Below are 20,893 nucleotides of genomic sequence, written 5' to 3'. Positions count from 1 at the left end.
TCGGTGGGGCCGGCGTGACGGACGGGAGTGGCCGAAAACGGCTCATACCTGCCGTACGGGGGAACGGAATGTGACCCAGGGCACGTTGTGCTCGTTGTCATAACGCCTGCATCACGTCCACGTCTGCCGGGGCGAGGCCTGGGTAGGTCTGCTGTGTCCTGTTCTCCACGGCCAGGAGGCCACCATGCCCGCAGCTGCGCAGCTTCTGCTCTCCGCCCTCTCCAAACAGGTACCCGCCCAGCCCGCGTCCGCGCCGCTGACCAGTGAACTTCCCCTGTCCGATGTCGCCCACCTGATCAGCGGGCCGCCGCTCGCCGATGTCTCCCTGCTGCTCGGTGAATCCTCGTTCGCCGATTCCGCGCCGCTGACCAGCGAGCCGCCGCTCGCCGATGCCACCCCTCTCACGAGCGAGCCGCCGCTCGCCGCCGTCGCCCCACTGACCAGCGAGCCGACCGCACCCGGCACCGCGGGGGGGCTGGAGTTCCCAGGAGTCTGAATGGGCTTGTCCCGGCTCGCCGCACTGCACGGTGTCGCCACCTCCTACTCCCCGTCGCCGGATGTCACGGTGTCCGTCCCCGACGACACGGTCATCGCCGTGCTCGCCGCGCTGGGCGTCGACGCCGGCACTCCGGCGGACGTACGGAAGTGCCTCGCCGCCGCGGAGTCCCGCTCGCGCCTGCTGCCGCCGACCGTGGTGGTCTGGGCCGGCGAGCCCCTGCCGCCCGCGCTGGCCGGCCTGCCCCCCGGCTCGACCGTCACGGTCGAACCGGAGCCGTCCGGGCCCCCGGGACACCCCGCGGGCCGCCCGCCCGCCCCGCTGAGCATGCGCGCCCGGGCGGCGGCCCCGGCCGCGCCGGGGGTGCCTCCGCCCACGACCGCTCCGGGGGACGCCGCCGAGGGTTCCACCGACGTGCCGGCCTCCGACGCGCCCGGCGCCCCCGCCGCCCAGGACTCCGCCCCCGCTCCCCTCCCCGCCTGGTGGATCCCGCCGCCCCACGGCGTCCACCGCATGCACGTCCGTACGCCGGACAACCGCCGGGCCACCGCCACTCTCGTCGCCGCCCCGGCCCGCGTGCCGCAGCCGCCCGAGCGCACCCACGGCTTCCTGGTGCAGCTCTACTCCCTGCTCTCCGCCCGCTCCTGGGGCATGGGCGACCTCGGCGACCTGGCCGATCTCGCCGGCTGGGCCGGGCGCAGCATCGGATCCGGGTTCGTGCAGGTCAACCCGTTGCACGCGGCCGTCCCCGGGAAGCCCACCGACCCCTCCCCCTACCGCCCCTCCTCACGCCGCTTCCCCGACCCGGTGCATCTGCACATCGAGTCGATCCCCGAATACGGGCACGTCCGCGACCGGGCCGCCCTGGACGACCTCCGGCAGGATGCCGCCGCCCTCAGCGAGGCCGTGCTGAACAAGGGCGCGCTGATCGACCGGGACGCCGTCTGGGAGCTGAAGCGCCAGGCACTGGAGCTGGTCGTCCAGGTGCCCCTCACCCCCGGCCGCCGCGCCGACTACTGCGACTTCCTCGCCGAGCAGGGGCAGGCGCTGGAGGACCACGCCCTGTGGTGCGCCCTCGCCGAGGTGCACGGCCCCGACTGGCACACCTGGCCCGAGGCCCTGCGCGATCCCCGCTCGCCGGGGACCGCCCGTGCCCGCTCCGAACTGCTCGACCGGGTCGACTTCCACTGCCGCCTCGCCTGGCTGACCGCCACCCAGCTCGCCGCAGCCCAGCGGGCCGCCGAGGACGCCGGGATGGGCGTCGGCATCGTCCACGACCTCGCCGTCGGCGTGCACCCGGCCGGCGCCGACACATGGGCCCAGCAGGAGGCCTTCGCCCACGGCATGTCCGTCGGCGCGCCGCCCGACGCCTTCAACGCGCGCGGCCAGGACTGGGGCCTGCCGCCCTGGCGCCCCGACGTCCTGGCCGCCACCGGCTACGCCGCCTACCGGGGCCTGCTGCGCGGGCTGCTGGCCCGCGCCGGGGCACTGCGCATCGACCACGTCATGGGCCTCTTCCGGCTCTGGTGGGTCCCCGAGGGCCGCCCGCCCACCGACGGCACGTACGTCGCGTACGACGCCGAGGCGATGCTCGCCGTCCTCGTCCTGGAAGCCCACCGGGCCCAGGCCGCCGTCGTCGGCGAGGACCTCGGCACCGTCGCCCCCGGGGTCCGCGAGGCGCTCTCCCGGCGCGGGGTGCTCGGCACCTCGGTGCTCTGGTTCGAGCGCGACTGGGAAGGGGACGGCCGGCCGCTCGCCCCGGAGAAGTGGCGCCGGGACTGCCTGGCCACGGCCACCACCCACGATCTGCCGTCCACCGCCGCCCGGCTGACCGGTGATCATGTGACGCTGCGCCACCGCCTCGGCCTGCTCACCCGCTCCCTGGAGGAGGAGCTGACCGAGGACGCCACCGACACCGCCGAGTGGCTCGCCCTCCTGGCCCGGCTGCGGATGCTCCCCGAGGGCGACGGCGACGAGGAGGCCGCCGTCCGGGCCGTCCACCGCTTCCTGCGTCGCACCCCCGCCCGCATGACCGGTGTCTGGCTCCCCGACACCGTGGGCGACCGCCGCCCGCAGAACCTCCCCGGCACCTGGGACCAGTACCCCAACTGGCGGCTCCCGATCGCCGACCCCGAGGGCCATCCGGTCACCCTGGAGGAGATCACCGCCTCGCCCCGGCTGCACGCCGTGATGGAGGTCCTCAGGCCCCGAAAGCCTCGTACGGCACCCCCGGGCGAGCGCCGTCCTTAGGCGTTCGCTACGTTTGCACCGTGGACAAGAAGAACGCTATGCGCGCCGGCGTCGTTGCGGCCGGGACGACGCTGATGATGCTGCTCATGTCGGCCCCGGCGCTCGCGCTCACGCCCGACGACGGTGACGACCCGGCTCCGCGCCTGAGCGCGATCGAGACCATCGGTCTCTACGTGGTCGCGCCCATCGGCCTGTTCGTGGTGATCACGGCCCTGGTCATGGTCCTGGACAAGTCCAAGAAGCAGGTCTGACCCGCACGCGTACGCCACGCGTGAAGGGTGCGCCGCCGGTAGGAGCTACCGCGCGGCGCATCCGTGTGTCCGGCCCCGGGCGGGCCCGCCGGGAGGCGCGCGGGGCCGGTAGGTTGCGCCCATGACCGAGTGGGACGTCAAGAAGCTCCGCATCCTGCGTACCCTGCGCGACCGGGGCACGGTCACGGCGACCGCCGAGGCGCTCCTGATGACCCCCTCCGCGGTCTCCCAGCAGCTCACCAATCTGGCCAAGCAGCTCGGCGTCGACCTCCTGGAGGCCCAGGGCCGCCGGGTCCGCCTCACCGACGCCGCCCATCTCGTCCTGCGCCACGCCGAGGCGGTCTTCGCCCAGCTGGAGCGGGCGGAGGCCGAACTGACCGGCTATCTGCGCGGCGAGGCCGGAGAGGTCAGGGTCGCCGCGTTCTCCACCGCGGTGCCCGCCCTCGTCGTCCCCGCCGTCCGGCTGCTGCGCGCCGAGGACCGCCCGGGGCCCGACGTACGCGTCCGGGAGGCCGAGGCCGCCCAGGCGTACGAGCTGCTCACCGCGGGCGAGGTGGACCTGGCCCTGTCGCTGGCCGCCCACGCGCCGACCGCCCGCGACCCCCGCTTCAGCCTCTTCCCGCTGCTCGCCGACCCGCTCGACGTGGCGCTCCCCGTCGGCCACCCCCTGGCCGCCGCCCCCGGACTGCGCCTCGCGGACCTGGCCGCCGACCGCTGGATCTTCGGCGGCTCCGGACCCTGGTCCGAGATCACCACCGCCGCCTGCGAGGCGGCCGGCTTCGTCCCCGAGCAGGCCCACAGCGCCGCCGGCTGGACCGCGATCCTCGCCCTGGTCGAGGCGGACATGGGCGTGGCGCTGGTCCCCCGGATGGCCGCCCGGGAGCGCCGCGAGGGCGTGGTGATGCGGGTGCTGGAAGCGGACCGGCCGCGCCGCCATGTGGTGGCCGCGGTCCGGCACGGGGCGGAGAGCGGGCCGGCGGTGGCACGCGTTCTCGCGGCGCTCGCCGAGAGTGCGCGATCTTTCAGTTGAGCTGAACGGTATCTGCGAAAACTTTCGATGGACCTGATGGGTCCGGTGGCGTCAAGGTAAGGGACATGACCTTCGACGCGAGCGAGACCGCATTCCAGAACCCCGACACCGACCCCCACGCCAATGACGCCTCGCCCTACGGCGGCGGCGACCCGTACGCCGACTACCGGGAGGCCGGCGACCTCCCCTTCACCGAGCTGGTCGACCTCGCCGACCGCCGCCTCGGCGCGGGCGTGATCGCCGCCAACGACGAGTTCTTCGCCGAGCGCGAGAACCTCCTGATCCGCGAGCGCGCCGTCTTCGACCCCGAGCGCTTCGGTCACAAGGGCAAGATCATGGACGGCTGGGAGACCCGCCGCCGCCGCGGCGTCGACGCCGACCACCCCTTCCCGGCCCCCGAGGACCACGACTGGGCGATCGTCCGCCTCGGCGCGCCCGGAATCGTCCGGGGCATGATCGTGGACACCGCCCACTTCCGCGGCAACTACCCGCAGCGCGTATCCGTGCAGGCCACCTCCGTCGAGGGCGCCCCGGGCCCCGAGCAGCTGCTCGCCGACGACGTGAAGTGGGAGGAGATCCTCCCGCCCACCCCCGTACGCGGCCACGCGGCCAACGCCTTCGAGATCACGAGCGGCCGCCGCTACACCCACATCCGCCTCTGCCAGCACCCCGACGGCGGCATCGCCCGGCTCCGCGTGCACGGCGAGGTCGTCCCGGACCCGGCCTGGCTCGCAGCCCTCGGCACGGTCGACCTGATCTCCGTACTCAACGGCGGTACGTACGAGGACGCCTCCGACCGCTTCTACTCCTCGCCCACCCAGATCATCCTGCCGGGCACCTCCCGCAAGATGGACGACGGCTGGGAGAACCGCCGCCGCCGGGTCCGCGACACCAACGACTGGGTCCGCTTCCGCCTCCCTGCCCAGGGCGCGGTCCGCGCGATCGAGATCGACACCGCCTACCTCAAGGGCAACTCCGCCGGCTGGATCGCCCTCCAGGGCCGCAACGGCGACACCGGCGAGTGGTTCGAGATCCTCCCGCGCACCCGCCTCCAGCCGGACACCCCGCACCGCTTCGTGCTGCGCGCCCAGGCCGTCGTCACCCACGTCCGCCTCGACGCCTTCCCCGACGGGGGCGTGGCCCGGATGCGGCTGCACGGCACCTTCACGGAGTCCGGCGCGGCCGAGCTGACCCGCCGCTACGAGGAGTCGGGCGCGTGACCCCGTAGAGATCGGCCTCCCGGCCCCCCAGTTCCCGCCCGGCGGACGGCTGCGCATCAGCGCCCGCCCGCCGGGCGGTTCCCAACGGACCCGGCAGCTCGCAGCGCGCCCCGGCCCGGATCCGCCCCGCGCAGCCACCGCTGACCGGGAAGAGCCAGAAGTGGTCGGTCAGCTGTCTCCGTACGGCGTCCGCCTCGGTGAACGGGTGCAGCCCCAGGGTGTAGCCGTACGTGTAGAGGTCGTGACAGCCCGCCGGACCGGCCCGGCAGCCGGCGGCGGGCGACACGGCTGCGGCGGGCGCGGGGGAGGGGGCCGCCACCAGACCCGCGCACAGGGCCGGCGCGGCCGGCACCGCGGCGAAGCCGGGCATCGACCCTCCCGTGGCCTGCCTCCGAGGACTGCGACGACCCTTCGGACCGTAGGCCACGGGAGGCCCGCCCGCGCGCGGACGTACGACAGACGCGCGAGCGTACGCCGGAGGGGCGCCCCCTCCGCCGCAGCGCAGTGGACGCCCCTCCGGGTGTGCGTGTCAGGCCGTGGCCGCCGCGGCGTCCGCCGCCTGGGCCTTCAGGGCGCGCTCCACACCGGACCGCGACTCCGACATCAGCCGCCGCAGGGCCGCGCTCGGCTCGGCCGAGGCCAGCCAGGCGTCGGTGGCGTCCAGCGTCTCCTGCGAGACCTGGAGAGCCGGGTAGAGGCCCACGATGATCTGCTGGGCCATCTCGTGGCTGCGCGTGTCCGAGACGCCCTTCACCGAGGCGAAGTACTTCTCCGTGTACGGGGCCAGCAGCTCACGCTGGTCCGGCTGGACGAAGCCGCTGATGACCGCTTCCTGGAGCGAGTTGGGCAGCTCGCCGGAGTCCACGACCGCGGCCCACGCCCGGGCCTTGGCCTCCTCGGACGGCTGGGCCGCCCGCGCGGACGCCGCGTGGCGCTCGCCCGCCGCCGTCCTGTCCCGCTCGTACTCGGCGGCGATCTCCTCCTCGTCCAGCAGCCCGGCCGCCGCCAGCCGCTGCACGAACGCCCACCGCAGCTCGGTGTCGACGGCCAGGCCCTCGATCGACTCGGTGCCGTCCAGCAGCGACTGGAGCAGGTCCAGCTGCTGCGGGTTGCGGGCCGTGGCCGCGAAGGCGCGGGCCCACGCCAGCTGGTGGTCGCTGCCCGGCTCCGAGGCGCGCAGGTGCGCCAGGGTCGCGTCGGTCCACTGGTTGAGCGCGCCCTCACGGGTCTCCGGCGCCGCGTACAGGTCGAGCGCCAGCTTCACCTGGCGGTGCAGCGACTGGACGACGCCGATGTCCGACTCCTTGCCGATGCCCGAGAGCACCAGCGAGAGGTAGTCGCGGGTCGCCAGCTCGCCGTCGCGCGTCATGTCCCACGCCGAGGCCCAGCTCAGGGCGCGCGGCAGCGACTCGGCGAAGTCGCCCAGGTGCTCGGTGACGACCCGCAGCGACTCGGCGTCGAGGCGGACCTTCGCGTACGACAGGTCGTCGTCGTTGAGCAGGACGACCGCCGGACGGGCCTTGCCCACCAGGGCGGGCACGTCCGTGCGCTCGCCGTCGACGTCCAGCTCGATCCGGTCGGTGCGCACGAGCTTGCCGCCCGCGTCGAGGTCGTAGGCGCCGATGGCGATCCGGTGCGGGCGCAGCGTCGGCTCGCCCTTGGCGCCGGCGGGCAGCGCGGGGGCCTCCTGGAGCACCGTGAAGGAGGTGACGTGGCCGTTCTCGTCGGTCTCGATCTCCGGGCGCAGGATGTTGATCCCCGCCGTCTCCAGCCACGCCTTCGACCAGGTCTTCAGGTCGCGGCCGGAGGTCTTCTCCAGCGCGCCCAGCAGGTCGGACAGGCGGGTGTTGCCGAAGGCGTGCGCCTTGAAGTACGCCTGCACGCCCTGGAAGAAGGCGTCCTTGCCGACGTACGCCACGAGCTGCTTGAGCACCGAGGCGCCCTTGGCGTACGTGATCCCGTCGAAGTTGACGAGGACGTCGTCCAGGTCGCTGATGTCCGCCATGATCGGGTGCGTGGACGGCAGCTGGTCCTGCCGGTACGCCCAGGTCTTCATGGAGTTGGCGAACGTGGTCCAGGAGTGCGGCCACTTCGAGCCCGCCGCGTCCGCCTGGCAGGCGATCGAGGTGTAGGTGGCGAACGACTCGTTCAGCCAGAGGTCGTTCCACCACTCCATCGTCACGAGGTCGCCGAACCACATGTGGGCCAGCTCGTGCAGGATGGTCTCGGCCCGCACCTCGTACGCCGCGTCCGTCACCTTGGAGCGGAAGACGTACTGGTCGCGGATGGTGACCGCGCCCGCGTTCTCCATCGCGCCCGCGTTGAACTCCGGGACGAAGAGCTGGTCGTACTTGGCGAACGGGTACGCGTAGTCGAACTTCTCCTGGAACCACTCGAAGCCCTGCCGGGTCACGGCGAAGATGTCGTCCGCGTCCAGGTACTCCGCGAGCGAGGGGCGGCAGTAGATGCCGAGCGGGACGGTCTGGCCGTCCTTCTCGTACGTGCTGTGCACCGAGTGGTACGGGCCGACGATCAGGGCCGTGATGTACGTGGAGATACGCGGCGTCGGCTCGAACGTCCAGACGTCGTCCTTGGGCTCCGGCGTCGGCGAGTTCGAGATGACGGTCCAGCCGGAAGGAGCCTTCACGGTGAACTGGAAGGTCGCCTTCAGGTCCGGCTGCTCGAACGAGGCGAAGACGCGGCGGGCATCCGGGACCTCGAACTGCGTGTACAGGTAGGCCTGCTCGTCGACCGGGTCGACGAACCGGTGCAGGCCCTCGCCGGTGTTGGTGTACGAGCAGTCGGCGACGACCTTCAGTTCGTTGGCGCCCTCGCGCAGCTCCACCAGCGCGATCCGTGAGTCACGGAAGACGGCGGCCACGTCCAGGGCCTTGCCGTTCAGCACCACGTCGTGGACGGCCGGGGCGACCAGGTCGATGAAGGACTCCGCACCCGCCTCCGCGCAGTCGAAGCGCACGGTGGTCACGGACCGGTAGGTGCCGCCCTCCTGCGCTCCGGAGAGGTCGAGATCGATCTCGTACGCGTCCACGGTCAGCAGGCGCGCCCGCTCCTGTGCCTCTTCGCGGGTCAGATTCGTGCCAGGCACGCGGTCATCTCCTTTGATGGTGACGTTTCGGATCATCCTTCCATGTCCGGCCCTGCTCGACGATGGGCAGCACCTGCTGTCGAGCTGCTGCGCGCCTCGGACCCATCTCTCGCCCCTGCCCCTTCCAGGTGCTCCTTCAAGCGGGCGATTCCGGCTTGGCCAAGGACTCCGAGGCCCAGTGCGAGCAGGTGCGAGCGATGGCTCAGGAGCGGTTCTCGCGGCAGATCGGCCAGGTCCCCCGTCGGCGCGTGGCCGAGATCGACGCGGCCCTTTGCCGGCATCTCGCTCTGAACCCTCCGCACACGACGGGGCGGCCACCGGCGCACTCCGGTGGCCGCCCCGTCGGCGGTACGTGTGACGCCGCGGTCAGCCCTTCAGCTCGGCCGCCACCAGCTCCGCGATCTGCACGGCGTTCAGCGCCGCGCCCTTGCGGAGGTTGTCGTTGGAGACGAACAGCGCGAGGCCGTTGTCCACCGTCTCGTCCACCCGGATGCGGCCGACGTAACTGGCGTCCTTGCCCGCCGCCTGGAGCGGGGTCGGGATCTCGGACAGCTCGACGCCCTCGGCGTCCTTGAGCAGCTCCACGGCGCGCTCGACGCCGATCGGCCGGGCGAAGCGGGCGTTGATCTGGAGCGAGTGGCCGGAGAAGACCGGGACCCGGACGCAGGTGCCGGAGACCTTCAGCTCCGGAATCTCCAGGATCTTGCGGGACTCGTTGCGGAGCTTCTGCTCCTCGTCCGTCTCGAACGAGCCGTCGTCGACGATCGAGCCGGCCAGCGGCAGCACGTTGAAGGCGATCGGACGCTTGTAGACGCCGGGTTCGGGGAAGTCCACGGCCTCGCCGTCGTGGACCAGCTTCTCGGCGTCGGCGACGACCTTGGATGCCTGGCCGTGGAGCTCGGAGACTCCGGCGAGCCCGGAGCCGGAGACGGCCTGGTAAGTGGCGACGGTCAGCGCTTCGAGGCCGGCCTCGGCGTGCAGCGGGCGCAGCACCGGCATCGCGGCCATCGTGGTGCAGTTCGGGTTGGCGATGATCCCCTTGGGGCGGACCTTCGCCGCGTGCGGGTTGACCTCGGAGACGACGAGGGGGACCTCGGGGTCCTTGCGCCAGGCGGAGGAGTTGTCGATCACCACGGCGCCCTGGGCGGCGACCTTCTCGGCCAGCGCCTTCGAGGTCGCGCCGCCGGCGGAGAACAGCACGATGTCGAGGCCGGTGTAGTCGGCCGTGGAGGCGTCCTCGACGGTGACGGGGGAGCCCTGGAAGTCGATCGTGGAGCCCGCGGACCGGGCGGAGGCGAACAGCCGCAGCTCGTCGACCGGGAAGGAGCGCTCGGCCAGGATCCTGAGCATGACTGTGCCGACCTGACCGGTGGCGCCGACGATTCCGACCTTCACGAGGACTCCTCTGTTCTGTGCACCTGTGCGACTGTGCGGTCCGTATGCCGCTCCATGATGCGTATGTCCTGGCCCGCCTTGTCCAATCCATTGTCCGACCTGCGGACTCCTTCCGCGAGGACCGCAGATTCTGCAACGTCCTTGCCCGTGTGGGGAAACATCTGCGGCGGCGTCGTCGGCCTGTGACCAGGAACACGAACGGCGGGGCGGGTGCTCTCACGAGCACCCGCCCCGCCCTCGTATCGCGGGGGTCGTTACTGCGTGACCTTCTCGATCACGACGCTGCCGGTGCCCGCGGCGGTGCCGCGCGCGTTGACCAGCTGGACCTCACCGAAGAACTGACGGCCTTCGGGAGCCGCCCCGGCGACCACGACCTCGGCGCCGACCTGGGCGGACGCGCCGTTGGCCAGGTTCACCACCTTGGTGGAGTCGACCTTGATCGTGCCGAGCGACGCCGCGTAGTACACGTCGCGGTAGTCGTACGTGGTCGACCCGGCCGGGACCGAGTAACCGTCGACGACGACCGTGTACGTGCCCGCCGCGGGCTTCAGCAGGCTGACCGCCTCCTCGGAACCGGCGGTGGTGCCGCTGCCGACCTGCGTGGCGCCCCGGAAGACGTACAGGTCGAGGTCGGCGTTGGCGTCCGACGTACCGCCGATGGCGAAGTCGAGCTTCTCGACACCCGCACCGATGGTCACCGTGGTCTCACGGGTCTGACCCGTGGAGATCGACGGCTTGTCCACCTTGGCCGAGCCCAGCGAACCGCCCTGGAGCCTGCCCTGGAGGGCGGCGGCGGTGTTGGTGACCTTCCAGTCCACCGCGGCCGGAGCACCGATCTTCGCCTCGGCGATGGTGCGCACCGCCGGGTCGAAGGTCGCGCCGAGCAGCGAGACATCCAGCTTGTACGGGTTGTCCAGCACCGGCGACGTACGGCGCGACTCGACCTCGATCTCCCACACGCCGGGCTGCGGGTCCTTGTAGGAGCGCACGTCCGGGCGGCAGGTGTTGGCCGGGTTCTCGTAGTTCGGGTAGCAGTTGACCGTGGAGGTCGGGTCGACCGGCGTCCCGTACGGGTGCAGGGCGATGAACCGGGTCTGGCTGCCCGAGCGCAGCGCGCTGAGGGCGACCTCAAGGGTCTTCGCGCCCTCCGGCACGTTGACGAAGTACGACGTCGTGCCGTTGCGCTGCACCGAGCCGGACGCCTTGTAGGCGTATCCGGGCTGCTGCAGCTCGTGGGCGATGACGACCGTGGTCATGATCTGGTGGTCGACGCCGGAGGTCTTCTTGTCGTCGACCTGGAGGACGGCGCTGTGCACCCCGGCGGTCTTGGCCTTGGCCCTGACCTTCAGCTTGACGGGCGTGTCGAGCGGCAGCGAGACGTACTCGGGGCTGCTGAGCTCGAAGGTGCCGTCGTTGTTCTTCCACGTCAGCCTGTGCTGGACGTCGCGGTCCGGGCCCGTGGTGCGGGTGACGACCACGTCGTAGACCTTGGACTCGCCGACCTTCAGGCCGCCCTCGCGGTCGTAGAGGCCGGTGCCGAAGCCCGGGTCCTTGAGCGCGAAGTCGATCGCGGTGTCGACCGGGGCCTTCACCGAGAACTCGTGCGCGGGCTTGCCCTGCTTGGAGATCTGCTTCCAGGCCTTGACGATGTCGATCAGCCCGGAGCCCTGGACGTGCGCGGGCACGTCCGCGATGTGGCCCGCGGTGCTGGTCAGCGCCACACGCAGGTCGGCCGGGGGAAGCTCGATGCCCGTCTGCTTCGCCTTCGACAGCAGCAGCGCGGCAGCGCCAGCGGCCTGCGGGGAGGCCATCGAGGTGCCCTGGAGCATGGAGTAGCCGGCCGGCAGGTCGTAACCCGCCTCCTTGACCGGACCGCCCGGCGCCCAGGTCTGGGTGGTGTTGATGGACGCACCCGGCGCCGAGATGATCGGCGTGAAGCCGCCGTCCTCACGCGGACCGCGCGAGGAGAAGGGCATCATGTCGTACTTCTTGGTGACGTTGGAGCCGTAGTTGGCCGCCCACGTCTCCTTGGAGATCGACGCGCCCACCGAGATCACGTGGTCGGCGAGCGACGGGTCGCCGATCGTGTTGAGACCCGGGCCGCTGTTGCCGGCCGAGATGACCAGCTGCACGCCGTAGATGTCGACGAGCCGCTTGTACAGCTCGGCGCGCGCGTTGTTGCCGTCGTTCAGCGGCGGCAGGCCGCCGATCGACATGTTGACGATGTCGACACCGCGGTTGACGACGAGGTCGATCATGCCCTCGGTCAGCGCGATGTTGGTGCAGCCGCCGGACCAGGTGCAGGCGCGCGAGGAGACGATCTTGGCACCGGGGGCGGCACCGTTCATCTCGCCGCCGAACAGCCCGTTGGCCGCGGTGATACCCGCGACGTGGGTGCCGTGCGAACCCTCGATGACACCGATGTTGACGAAGTCGGCCTTGGCGCCGGCCGCGTTGTAGGTGACGCCCTTGCGGGTCTCGACGACGAACGGGATGCGCTCGACGACGGGGGTCCGCGGGTCGTCCTCACCGAAGTAGGAGACCTGGAACTTCTCCTTGTACGGCTTGAGGACCTTGTCGTCGGAGAAGTCCGCGTTGCTGTTCAGGTCGACCCGCGTGGTGCCGGTGACCGGGTCGTACAGCACGCCCCAGACGTCGGTGGTGTCACCGTCGCGGTTGAGGTCGCCCGCCATGTCGCCGCCGGTGGTGGCCGACTCGGCGAACGTGGCGAACTTGTAGCTGCCCGCGGGGGCCGCGTACGTCGTGCCGCCGGACGTGAACGTCGGGCCGCTGACGGACTCGGTCATCCGCAGCCAGGTGCCGTCGCCGTCGCTCACCGGGTCGGTGGCGGTCACCCAGTCGACGATCTTGCGCTCGCCGGTGGTGGTCTTCTTCAGGGCCGGGTGGCCGAGGTCGACGCCGGAGTCCAGGATGCCGATGGTGATCCCGCGGCCGTCGGCCTTCGGGTTCTTCGCGACGAAGTCGACCGCGCCGGTCTCGAACGACGGGTTGTACGGGTTCTTCGCCGGGGTCTTCTTGCCCGGCGCCGCGTAACTGCCCGTGGCCTTGGTCTGCTTGGACCCGGCGGCCCGGTCGCCCTTGGGCGTCGGGTCGTCCAGCTTGATCTCCTGCTTGAGATCGATGCCGAGGACGGAGGAGAGCTTGGAGGCCGCCTTGATGGTGGACTCGGCGCTCCTCGTCGGGACCGTCGCCCGGACGTAGCCGAGCTTGTCGTAGGTCTGGCCGAGCACGGAGCCCTCGACGGCGTCCAGCTGCTTGCTGACCTGCTCGGTCGCCCCGGGGGTGGTGGCGACCATCATGGTGATGCTCTTCTCGCCCTTGGCCTCGGCCTTCGCCAGAACATCGGCGTCGGCCTTGCCGAGCTTGTCGCCCCGGTCGCTGGTGGCGGCCGGTTTGACGGGTGCCGGTGCCGGGTCGTCGACGGCGAGGGCCGGTGCGGCGCCGGAGGCGGCCAGCGCGGCAGCCAGACCGGCAGCGGCCGCGATACGAGCCGCGCGTCTCGCCCCGGGTATGGAGCTGGGGGATTCCTTGGTCATCAGCATCCCTGTAATTGAAAGAGAGAGTCCGGAATTCGGTACCGGATGACCGCTCAGCCTGTCGTAAATGACAGGGGTTTGTGGAGAGTTGACGGAGACGAGTCAGGGACATGGCATAGATCCGCCATGGGGCGCGATATGCCACGAGGGAGAAATGGGGCCAAACGGTACGCCGGTGGCGCCTGAGGACACGAGTGGCGGGGCGGGTGGTCCGGACCAGCGGTGCCGGTGGTCCGGACCGGTGATCTCTGTGATCCGCACCGGTGATCTCCGTGATCCGGGCCGGGCGGGCGGGGTCGGGCTCCCCGGATCCGCCGTCCGGATCCATCGCCGCCCCCGGTTCAACGCGGCAGCACCCTCACATACGCCGCCGGCTCCCGGTCCGCCGCCGCCATCAGCGCCGTCCGTACGACCGTCGCCTGCTGGTCCGGAGCCTCGCGCAGCTTCCTCGGCGTGAGGTGGACGACCGTGACCCCGAGCCGCTCCAGATGCTCCCGCTTCGCGGCGTACGCGGACCACTGCGGGTCCTCCTGGACCCGGCCGCCCCTCCGGCCGGGCACGCCGTGCCTGGGCGCCCGGGAGTCCAGCTCCACCGCCACCGCGTGATCGGGCCAGTAGGCGTCGACCCCGCCGAGACTCGGCCCGCCCGGCAGCCGCAGCTCCACGTTCCACACCGGCTCCGGCAGCCCGTGCTCGCGCACCATCGCGTACAGCCGCGCCTCCGCCACCACCCGCCCCTCGGCCAGCAGCGCGTCCACCGCGCCCACCACGGCGGGCCGCCCCAGCAGCTTCGCCTCGCTCAACTCGCGTACCACGGAACCAGGTTCGCAGTGCCCGTCGCGTACCGCCTCGGTCAGCAGCCGCCGGACGTCCGCCGCGTCGGACGTGGATGCCACCGCGTCCGCGAGCGCCCGCTCCACCGGGGCGACGGGCACCTCGCCCACCCGCACCGGGCCCGGCATCGAGGCGGTCCGCAGCACCTCCACGAACCGGGTGGACCGCAGCCGCCGGGTGCGGGGGACCAGCACGTCGATCCGGTGCAGCGCGCCCAGCTCCCCGACCGAAAGGAAACCGTGCAGCGCGAGCGCGGCGACCCCGGTGACCATCGCCTCCCCGTACCCCCCGTCCGACGGGCCCGCGGCGGCGCGCCGTACGGAGGCCGGCGGCCGCCCCGCGTACAGCAGCGCCCCGTGCAGCCGCTCCTGGCCGGTGGGCGGGCCCGGGTGGAGCAGATAGACCCCCGGCAGCAGGTGCTGCCAGGGACCGCCCGGCAGACACTGGGCCGACGTCTGCGCGGCGGTCACGCCCCGCGCCCTCAACTGTGCGGCGGACAGGACACGCAGCGTCACATCATCGGGGTGCAGGGGGAGACGCGGGAGGCGGGCGGAGAGCGGGGTGTTCTGGGTCATGTCCCGGGGTTTCCCGCCCGCGGAGGGGGCCCTAACCCCTGTTACACACCCGTCGACATTCCCGGACAGCGCCGTCCTGAAGTACGGACGTTCGACAACCGAAAAGGGCCGTCGCGCCGGGAATCGGGGAGGGGCGTCCCGGGCGGATGTACGAGCGCCGCTTTCGCGCCGCACGCACGCCGTACCCGAGCGCCCCTCGGTCACGCCCCTCGGGTCACGCGGCCCGGTCGCATTCCTGCCCGCGCAGCGCCCGCGCGAGATCGTCCCGGGCCTCCAGCACCAGCCGCCGCAGCGCCGGGGCCGCGTCCTCGTGCTCGCCGAGCCAGGCGTCGGTCGCCGCGAGGGTCGCGGGACTGTCCTGGAGACCCGGGAACATCCCCCGCACCACATGCATACCGATCTGGATGGACCGCTCCGCCCAGATCCGCTCGATCACCTCGAAGTAGCGCTTGGCGTACGGGGCCAGCAGCTCCCGCTGCGAAGGCTGACCGAAGCCCGCGATGGTCGCCTCGACCAGCGCGTTGGACAGCTTGTCCGACTCCACGACCGCCGCCCACGCCTGTGCCTTCACCGCTTCCGACGGCCGCGAGGCAAGACACCGTACGTGGTGACGCTTGCCGGACGCCGTGTCGTCGCGGGCCAGTTCGGCATCGATCGCCTCCTCGTCCGCCGCCCCGTGCGAGGCCAGCGGGGAGAGGAAGGCCCAGCGCAGCTCCTGCTCGACGTCGAGACCGTCGATCCGTGCCGTGCCGTCCAGCAGCCCGCCCAGCAGCCGGAAGTCCTCCTCGGACGAGGCGACCGCCGCGAAGAAGCGGGCCCAGGCCAGTTGGTGCTGGCTGCCCGGCTCGGCGGCCCTCAGCTCGCGCAGCGCGCCCTCGGCCAGCGCCCGGCCGCCCTCCTCGCGCCAGTCGGGAGCCGCGTAGTCGACCAGCGCGGACTGCACCCAGGCGTGCAGCATCTGGAGCACGCCGATGTCGCTCTCGCGGCCGGCGAACGCCAGCACCAGCGCGACGAAGTCACGGGCCGGGAGAACGGCGTCCCGGGTCAGGCCCCACAGGGCCGACCAGCACAGGGCACGGGCCAGCGGGTCGGTGATCTCGCCCAGGTGGTCGCGGAGCGTGGCCAGCGAACCCTCGTCGAAGCGGACCTTGCAGTACGTGAGGTCGTCGTCGTTGACCAGGATCAGATCGGGCCGCTCGGAGCCGGCCAGCGCCTCCACCACGGTCCGCTCGCCGGCCACGTCCACCTCGGCGCGCGCGTACCGGGTCAGCTCGCCCTCCGGCGTACGCCGGTACAGGCCGACCGCGACGCGGTGCGGGCGCAGCTCGGGGTGGGAGGCGGCGGCCTCCTGGACGACGGCCAGTTCGGTGAGGACGCCCGCCCCGTCGTAGGCGGGCACCGGGGTGAGTACGTTGACGCCCGCCGTCTGCAGCCAGGAGCGCGACCAGGCGGTCATGTCCCGCCCGGAGGTCTCGGCGAGCACGGACAACAGGTCCCCGAGCCGGGTGTTCCCGTAGGCGTGCTGCTTGAAGTAGCGCCGGGCGCCTTCGAGGAACGCGTCGCGCCCCACGTACGCCACCAGCTGCTTCAGCACGGAGGCGCCCTTGGCGTACGTGATCCCGTCGAAGTTCAGCTTGGCGTCCTCCAGGTCACGGATGTCGGCCGTGACGGGGTGCGTGGAGGGCAGCTGGTCGGCGCGGTAGGCCCAGGCCTTGCGGTTGTTGGCGAAGGTGATCCAGCCATGGGTGAACCGGGTCGCCTCGACCATCGAGAAGGAGCCCATGAAGTCCGCGAAGGACTCCTTCAGCCACAGGTCGTCCCACCACTCCATGGTGACCAGGTCGCCGAACCACATGTGCGCCATCTCGTGCAGGATGACGTTGGCCCGCCGCTCGTAGGCCGCCGACGTGACCTTGCCGCGGTAGATGTACTCCTCGCGGAAGGTGACCATGCCCGGGTTCTCCATGGCCCCGAGGTTGTACTCCGGCACGAACGCCTGGTCGTACTTGCCGAAGGGGTACGGGTAGTCGAAGTGGTCGTGGAAGAAGTCCAGGCCCTGCTTGGTGATCAGGAAGACGTCGTCCGCGTCGAAGTGCTTGGCGAGCCCCTTGCGGCACATCGCGCCGAGCGGGATGTCCAGGGTGGTGCCGTCGTCGAACGTACGGCTGTAGTGGTCGCTGACGTAGTGGTACGGACCGGCGACGACGGCCGTGATGTACGTGGAGATCGGCTTCGTCTCGGCGAAGGTCCACACCCCGCCCTCGTGGGACTCCTCGGCCCCGTTGGACCAGACCCGCCAGCCCTCGGGAGCGGTGACCCGGAAGCGGTAGGGGGCCTTGAGGTCGGGCTGCTCGAAGTTGGCGAAGACGCGGCGGGCGTCGGCCGGCTCGTACTGCGTGTAGAGGTAGACCTCGCCGTCCTCCGGGTCGACGAAGCGGTGCATGCCCTCGCCGGTCCTGCTGTACGCGCAGCGGGCGTCGACCACGAGGACGTTCTCGCCCTCCAGGAGCCCGTCCAGGGCCACCCGGGCACCGTCGAACACGACCGCCGGGTCCAGGGCCGTCCCGTTCAGCGTCACGGCGTCCACACCCGGCGCGACCAGGTCGGCGAAGGTCGAGGCGCCGGCCCGGGCGGAGCGGAACCGGATCGTGGTGAGTGACCGGAACGTCAGCGGACCGCCGTCCCCGCCGGTCCCCTCGGGCTCACCGACGGCGGACCGCAGGTCGAGAGCGACCTCGTATCCGTCGACGGTCAGCAGCTCGGCCCTCGTCTGGGCCTCGTCGCGGGACAGGTTTTCACCGGGCACGGGCACTCCTTCGTGACGCGCGTCTTGTGTCGTGTTCGAACCCATTGATCCTTGCATGCGATTTCCGGCGGTGGCATCCAGGGAATGAGCCGCTCCTCGGAGACGTTCTCGCCCCAGGTGGAAGACGCCTCCGTGCGCCACGCCCCGCTGTGGAACCCGCCCCTTCAGAGGAGAGACATGTCCGAGAACACCCCGGCGAACGGCAAGACCCCGGTCGACTTCTGGTTCGACCCGCTCTGCCCCTGGGCGTGGATGACCTCGCGCTGGATGCTGGAGGTGGAGAAGGTCCGCGACGTCGAGGTCCGGTGGCACGTGATGAGCCTGGCCGTCCTGAACGAGGACAAGCTGGACGAGCTGCCCGAGGAGTACCGGGACATGCTGGAGAACCAGGCCTGGGGCCCGGTCCGGGTCGTCATCGCCGCCCAGCAGCTCCACGGCGACGACGTGGTCGGCCCCCTCTACACCGCGCTCGGTACCCGCTTCCACAACAACGGCGAGGGCCCCACCCGCGAGGCCGTGGCCGCCGCGCTGAAGGACGTCGGCCTGCCGGAGGACCTCGCGGAGTACGCCGACAAGGACACGTACGACACCGAGCTGCGCGCCTCCCACCAGGAGGGCATCGACAAGGTCGGCCAGGAGGTCGGCACCCCGGTCATCGCGGTCCCCGGCGCGGACGGTGAGCAGGTCGCCTTCTTCGGCCCGGTCGTCACTCCCGCCCCCAAGGGCGAGGAGGCTGCGAAGCTCTGGGACGGCACGCTGCTGGTCGCGTCCATCCCCGGCTTCTACGAGATCAAGCGGACCCGGACGCAGGGCCCGATCTTCGACTGACGCGGGCCGTGAATCCGCGAGGGCGGGTATCCGCGTGGGGGAGACTGCCTCCATGCGGATACGAGCGGGCGAGGCGGCCGAGGCCGCCGCCCTGACGGACCTGGCCCTGCGGTCGAAGGGCCACTGGGAGTACGACGCCGAGTTCCTGGCCGCCTGCCGCGAGGAGCTGACGATGCGCCCCGCGGAGGTGGCGGCGCGGCGGACGGCGGTGGCCGAGGAGGACGGCCGGATCCTGGGCTTCACCACCCTGGACGGAGAGCCGCCGAAGGGCGCGCTCGGCATGATGTTCGTCGAGCCGGACACCATCGGCAGGGGCGTCGGGCGGCGCCTGTTCACCCACACCATGGACGAGGCGCGCCGCCTGGGCTTCACCCGCCTCACCCTCGACGCCGACCCGAACGCGGAGCCTTTCTACCGGGCCATGGGCGCGGTCCGGATCGGTGCCACGCCGTCCGGCTCCCTTCCGGGCCGCGAGCTGCCGCTGCTGGAGGTCGTCCTGGTCTGAGCGGCCCCACGAGCCCCGGTGCTGCGGGGCGTTGTCACTGGTGCGCCGTACGGTGAGGGGCATGCGAATCTCACCGGAGATGATCACGATCGACTGCGCCGACCCCCAGACGCTGGCCGCCTGGTGGGCCGAGGCGCTGGGCGTCGAGGACACCCAGGACTACGACGCGTTCGTCGTCCTCGCGGCCACCCCGCTGGTCCTGGGCTTCCAGCGGGTGCCCGAGCCCAAGCCCGGCAAGAACCGGGTGCACATCGACTTCGCCTCGCCCGACCGCCCGGCCGACGTGGAGCGCCTGGCGAAGCTGGGCGCGACGGTCGTCGGCGAGCAGTCGATGCAGGGGATGGCCTGGACGGTCCTGAAGGACCCGGAGGGCAACGAGTTCTGCCTGGCGGACGCGGGCGGCCACTGACTGCTGCCGGGGCGCGGAGCCCTGCGGTCCCCGGGGTCGACCGACCCCGGGGACCCACCCTTCCGCCCCGGGTTTCCGCTACTTGATCCCGAGCACCTGCTCCAGCGGATCGATGAGGAAGTACACGAGGAAGAGCGCCGCGGTGCCCCACAGCAGCCAGTGGACCTCGCGCGCCTTGCCCAGGCACGCCTTGATGACCACGTAGGCGACGAAGCCGGCGCCGATGCCGTTGGTGATGGAGTAGGTGAACGGCATGACGACGATCGTGAGGAAGGCCGGGATGGCGACGTCGTAGCGGTCCCAGTCGATGTGCTTGACCTGGGTCATCATCAGGAACCCGACCACGACGAGGGCGGGCGCCGCGGCCTGCATCGGTACGATGGTCAGGACCGGCGTGAGGAAGAGGGCGAGCGCGAACAGCCCACCGGTGACCAGGTTGGCGAAGCCGGTGCGGGCCCCTTCACCGACACCCGCCGCGGACTCGATGTAGGTGGTGGCCGACGAGGAGGACGCGGCGCCACCGGCGACGGCGGCGGCACCGTCGATGAGCAGGACGCGGCCGAGACCGGGCACCTGGCCCCGCTCGTCGAGGAGACCGGCCTCCGCCGTGACACCCACGACGGTGCCCATCGTGTCGAAGAAGTCCGACAGGATCAGGGTGAAGATGAGCAGGACGACCGTCAGCACGCTGACCTGACCGAACGACCCGAACAGGTCGAACTGGCCCAGCAGTCCGAAGTCGGGAGCGGCGACGGGGTTGCCGGGGATCGAGGGCGAGGTCAGGCCCCAGGCCTTGATGTCGGCGATCTCGTTGATGACGATGGCGACGACGGTCATCAGGACGATGCTGATGAGGATGGCGCCCTTCACCTTCCGGGCGAGCAGCACGATCGTCAGGAGCACGCCGAGGCAGAAGACGAGCATCGGCCAGCCGGTGAGCGTGCCGGTGCCGAGCTGGACGGGCACGGTGGTGTTCGCGACGTCGGGGATGCGGGTGACGAACCCGGCGTCCACGAAGCCGATGAAGGCGATGAACAGACCGATGCCGACGCTGATCGCCTGCTTCAGGGGCTGCGGGATGGCGTGCATGATCGCCTCGCGCAACCCGGTCACCACCAGAACGCAGATCAGCAGCCCCTCGAGCACGATGAGCCCCATCGCGTCTTCCCAGCTCATCAGGGGCGCGATCTGGAAGGCCACGACGGCATTGATCCCCAGTCCCGCCGCCAGGGCCAGCGGCAGGTTGCCGCCCACACCCATGATCAGCGTCATCACCGCGGCGACCAGAGCGGTGGCGGTGACCAACTGCACGCTGTCCAGTGTCTCGCCGAACTTGTCCTCGGCCCCGCCGAGGATGATCGGGTTGAGCACCAGGATGTATGCCATCGTGAAGAAGGTGGCGAATCCGCCGCGTATCTCCCGTAGGTAGGTCGAGCCGCGTTCGCTGATCCGGAAGAACCGGTCGACGGCGCCGCCCTCTCCGGCGGGCTTCGCGTCGGGCGGCGGACTGGTCGGGCTGGCGTGCATGACGGAGTCTCCTGGGCGTGCGGATGAATGAGGGGGACGGGTGGGCGCCGACGCTGCCCGAAGGGCGTGGCAGGCGCTGTGCGAACGCACATGCGGCACCTTGC

14 protein-coding genes and 2 pseudogenes are annotated in these 20,893 nt (G+C 71.6%); 9 read left to right on the top strand and 7 right to left on the bottom strand.

The window, feature by feature from the left end:
• The first annotated feature begins 184 nt into the window (after positions 1–184).
• The 5 genes from RNL97_RS10610 (at position 185) to alc (ending at position 5,247) form a co-directional block, all read left to right on the top strand.
• Complete coding sequence (locus RNL97_RS10610; protein ID WP_030577170.1) at positions 185–496, top strand: hypothetical protein; 312 nt, start codon at positions 185–187, stop codon at positions 494–496.
• Positions 497–2,746: a 4-alpha-glucanotransferase gene (gene malQ, locus RNL97_RS10605; protein WP_313750616.1), complete on the top strand. Its 2,250-nt coding sequence runs from the start codon at positions 497–499 to the stop codon at positions 2,744–2,746.
• 20 nt (positions 2,747–2,766) lie between these two features.
• Positions 2,767–2,997 carry a hypothetical protein gene (locus RNL97_RS10600; RefSeq protein ID WP_434744485.1) on the top strand — a complete coding sequence of 77 codons (231 nt, stop codon included), beginning with the start codon at positions 2,767–2,769 and terminating at the stop codon, positions 2,995–2,997.
• A 121-nt stretch (positions 2,998–3,118) separates the two neighbouring features.
• Complete coding sequence (locus RNL97_RS10595) at positions 3,119–4,027, top strand: LysR family transcriptional regulator (protein ID WP_313750615.1); 909 nt, start codon at positions 3,119–3,121, stop codon at positions 4,025–4,027.
• 65 nt (positions 4,028–4,092) lie between these two features.
• A complete protein-coding gene (alc, locus tag RNL97_RS10590; protein WP_313750614.1) occupies positions 4,093–5,247 on the top strand; it encodes an allantoicase in 1,155 nt (384 codons plus the stop codon).
• 88 nt (positions 5,248–5,335) lie between these two features.
• Here the strand turns inward: alc and RNL97_RS10585 are convergent.
• Both RNL97_RS10585 and pepN (RNL97_RS10580) read right to left on the bottom strand, forming a co-directional pair.
• Positions 5,336–5,617 (bottom strand): annotated as a pseudogene (locus RNL97_RS10585) (hypothetical protein); the annotation flags it as partial.
• 159 nt (positions 5,618–5,776) lie between these two features.
• Positions 5,777–8,353, bottom strand: coding sequence for an aminopeptidase N (gene pepN / locus RNL97_RS10580; protein ID WP_030577186.1), 2,577 nt, complete (start codon positions 8,351–8,353; stop codon positions 5,777–5,779).
• A gap of 62 nt (positions 8,354–8,415) precedes the next feature.
• Between pepN (RNL97_RS10580) and RNL97_RS10575 the strand changes: the two are divergent.
• Positions 8,416–8,622 (top strand): annotated as a pseudogene (locus tag RNL97_RS10575) (type II toxin-antitoxin system PemK/MazF family toxin); the annotation flags it as partial.
• A 97-nt stretch (positions 8,623–8,719) separates the two neighbouring features.
• On the opposite strand, the gene RNL97_RS10570 reads toward RNL97_RS10575, so the two are convergent.
• The 4 genes from RNL97_RS10570 to pepN (RNL97_RS10555) form a co-directional block, all read right to left on the bottom strand.
• Positions 8,720–9,748 carry an aspartate-semialdehyde dehydrogenase gene (locus tag RNL97_RS10570; protein ID WP_030577189.1) on the bottom strand — a complete coding sequence of 343 codons (1,029 nt, stop codon included), beginning with the start codon at positions 9,746–9,748 and terminating at the stop codon, positions 8,720–8,722.
• Positions 9,749–10,002: 254 nt separating this feature from the next.
• The gene (locus tag RNL97_RS10565; protein WP_313750613.1) at positions 10,003–13,311 is read right to left on the bottom strand and encodes a S8 family serine peptidase; all 3,309 of its coding nucleotides are present in this window, start codon (positions 13,309–13,311) and stop codon (positions 10,003–10,005) included.
• A gap of 335 nt (positions 13,312–13,646) precedes the next feature.
• Positions 13,647–14,714: a hypothetical protein gene (locus RNL97_RS10560; RefSeq protein WP_313750612.1), complete on the bottom strand. Its 1,068-nt coding sequence runs from the start codon at positions 14,712–14,714 to the stop codon at positions 13,647–13,649.
• A gap of 214 nt (positions 14,715–14,928) precedes the next feature.
• Positions 14,929–17,520, bottom strand: coding sequence for an aminopeptidase N (pepN, locus tag RNL97_RS10555; protein ID WP_313750611.1), 2,592 nt, complete (start codon positions 17,518–17,520; stop codon positions 14,929–14,931).
• A gap of 177 nt (positions 17,521–17,697) precedes the next feature.
• Between pepN (RNL97_RS10555) and RNL97_RS10550 the strand changes: the two genes are divergently transcribed.
• The 3 genes from RNL97_RS10550 (at position 17,698) to RNL97_RS10540 (ending at position 19,262) form a co-directional block, all read left to right on the top strand.
• The gene (locus tag RNL97_RS10550; protein ID WP_075266441.1) at positions 17,698–18,348 is read left to right on the top strand and encodes a mycothiol-dependent nitroreductase Rv2466c family protein; all 651 of its coding nucleotides are present in this window, start codon (positions 17,698–17,700) and stop codon (positions 18,346–18,348) included.
• Positions 18,349–18,400: 52 nt separating this feature from the next.
• Positions 18,401–18,853, top strand: a complete 453-nt coding sequence (locus RNL97_RS10545; protein WP_313750610.1) for a GNAT family N-acetyltransferase — start codon at positions 18,401–18,403, stop codon at positions 18,851–18,853.
• A gap of 61 nt (positions 18,854–18,914) precedes the next feature.
• Positions 18,915–19,262, top strand: a complete 348-nt coding sequence (locus tag RNL97_RS10540; RefSeq protein ID WP_030577205.1) for a VOC family protein — start codon at positions 18,915–18,917, stop codon at positions 19,260–19,262.
• A gap of 78 nt (positions 19,263–19,340) precedes the next feature.
• Here the strand turns inward: RNL97_RS10540 and RNL97_RS10535 are convergent, their stop codons facing one another.
• Positions 19,341–20,789: an NCS2 family permease gene (locus RNL97_RS10535; protein ID WP_030577208.1), complete on the bottom strand. Its 1,449-nt coding sequence runs from the start codon at positions 20,787–20,789 to the stop codon at positions 19,341–19,343.
• Positions 20,790–20,893 lie beyond the last annotated feature (104 nt).

It is taken from the genome of Streptomyces parvus, from assembly GCF_032121415.1.
Classification (GTDB): Bacteria; Actinomycetota; Actinomycetes; order Streptomycetales; family Streptomycetaceae; genus Streptomyces; species Streptomyces globisporus_A.
Note: the sequence above shows the minus strand (reverse complement) of the source record. Positions and strands in the feature narration are given on the sequence as shown.

Bases quoted from the DNA above. Each gene is read 5' to 3' on its own strand.
- RNL97_RS10610 (WP_030577170.1), top strand. From the start codon at position 185: ATGCCCGCAGCTGCGCAGCTTCTGCTCTCCGCCCTCTCCAAACAGGTA.
- malQ (WP_313750616.1), top strand. From the start codon at position 497: ATGGGCTTGTCCCGGCTCGCCGCACTGCACGGTGTCGCCACCTCCTAC.
- RNL97_RS10595 (WP_313750615.1), top strand. From the start codon at position 3,119: ATGACCGAGTGGGACGTCAAGAAGCTCCGCATCCTGCGTACCCTGCGC.
- alc (WP_313750614.1), top strand. From the start codon at position 4,093: ATGACCTTCGACGCGAGCGAGACCGCATTCCAGAACCCCGACACCGAC.
- RNL97_RS10565 (WP_313750613.1), bottom strand. From the start codon at position 13,311: ATGCTGATGACCAAGGAATCCCCCAGCTCCATACCCGGGGCGAGACGC.
- RNL97_RS10560 (WP_313750612.1), bottom strand. From the start codon at position 14,714: ATGACCCAGAACACCCCGCTCTCCGCCCGCCTCCCGCGTCTCCCCCTG.
- RNL97_RS10550 (WP_075266441.1), top strand. From the start codon at position 17,698: ATGTCCGAGAACACCCCGGCGAACGGCAAGACCCCGGTCGACTTCTGG.
- RNL97_RS10545 (WP_313750610.1), top strand. From the start codon at position 18,401: ATGCGGATACGAGCGGGCGAGGCGGCCGAGGCCGCCGCCCTGACGGAC.
- RNL97_RS10540 (WP_030577205.1), top strand. From the start codon at position 18,915: ATGCGAATCTCACCGGAGATGATCACGATCGACTGCGCCGACCCCCAG.
- RNL97_RS10535 (WP_030577208.1), bottom strand. From the start codon at position 20,789: ATGCACGCCAGCCCGACCAGTCCGCCGCCCGACGCGAAGCCCGCCGGA.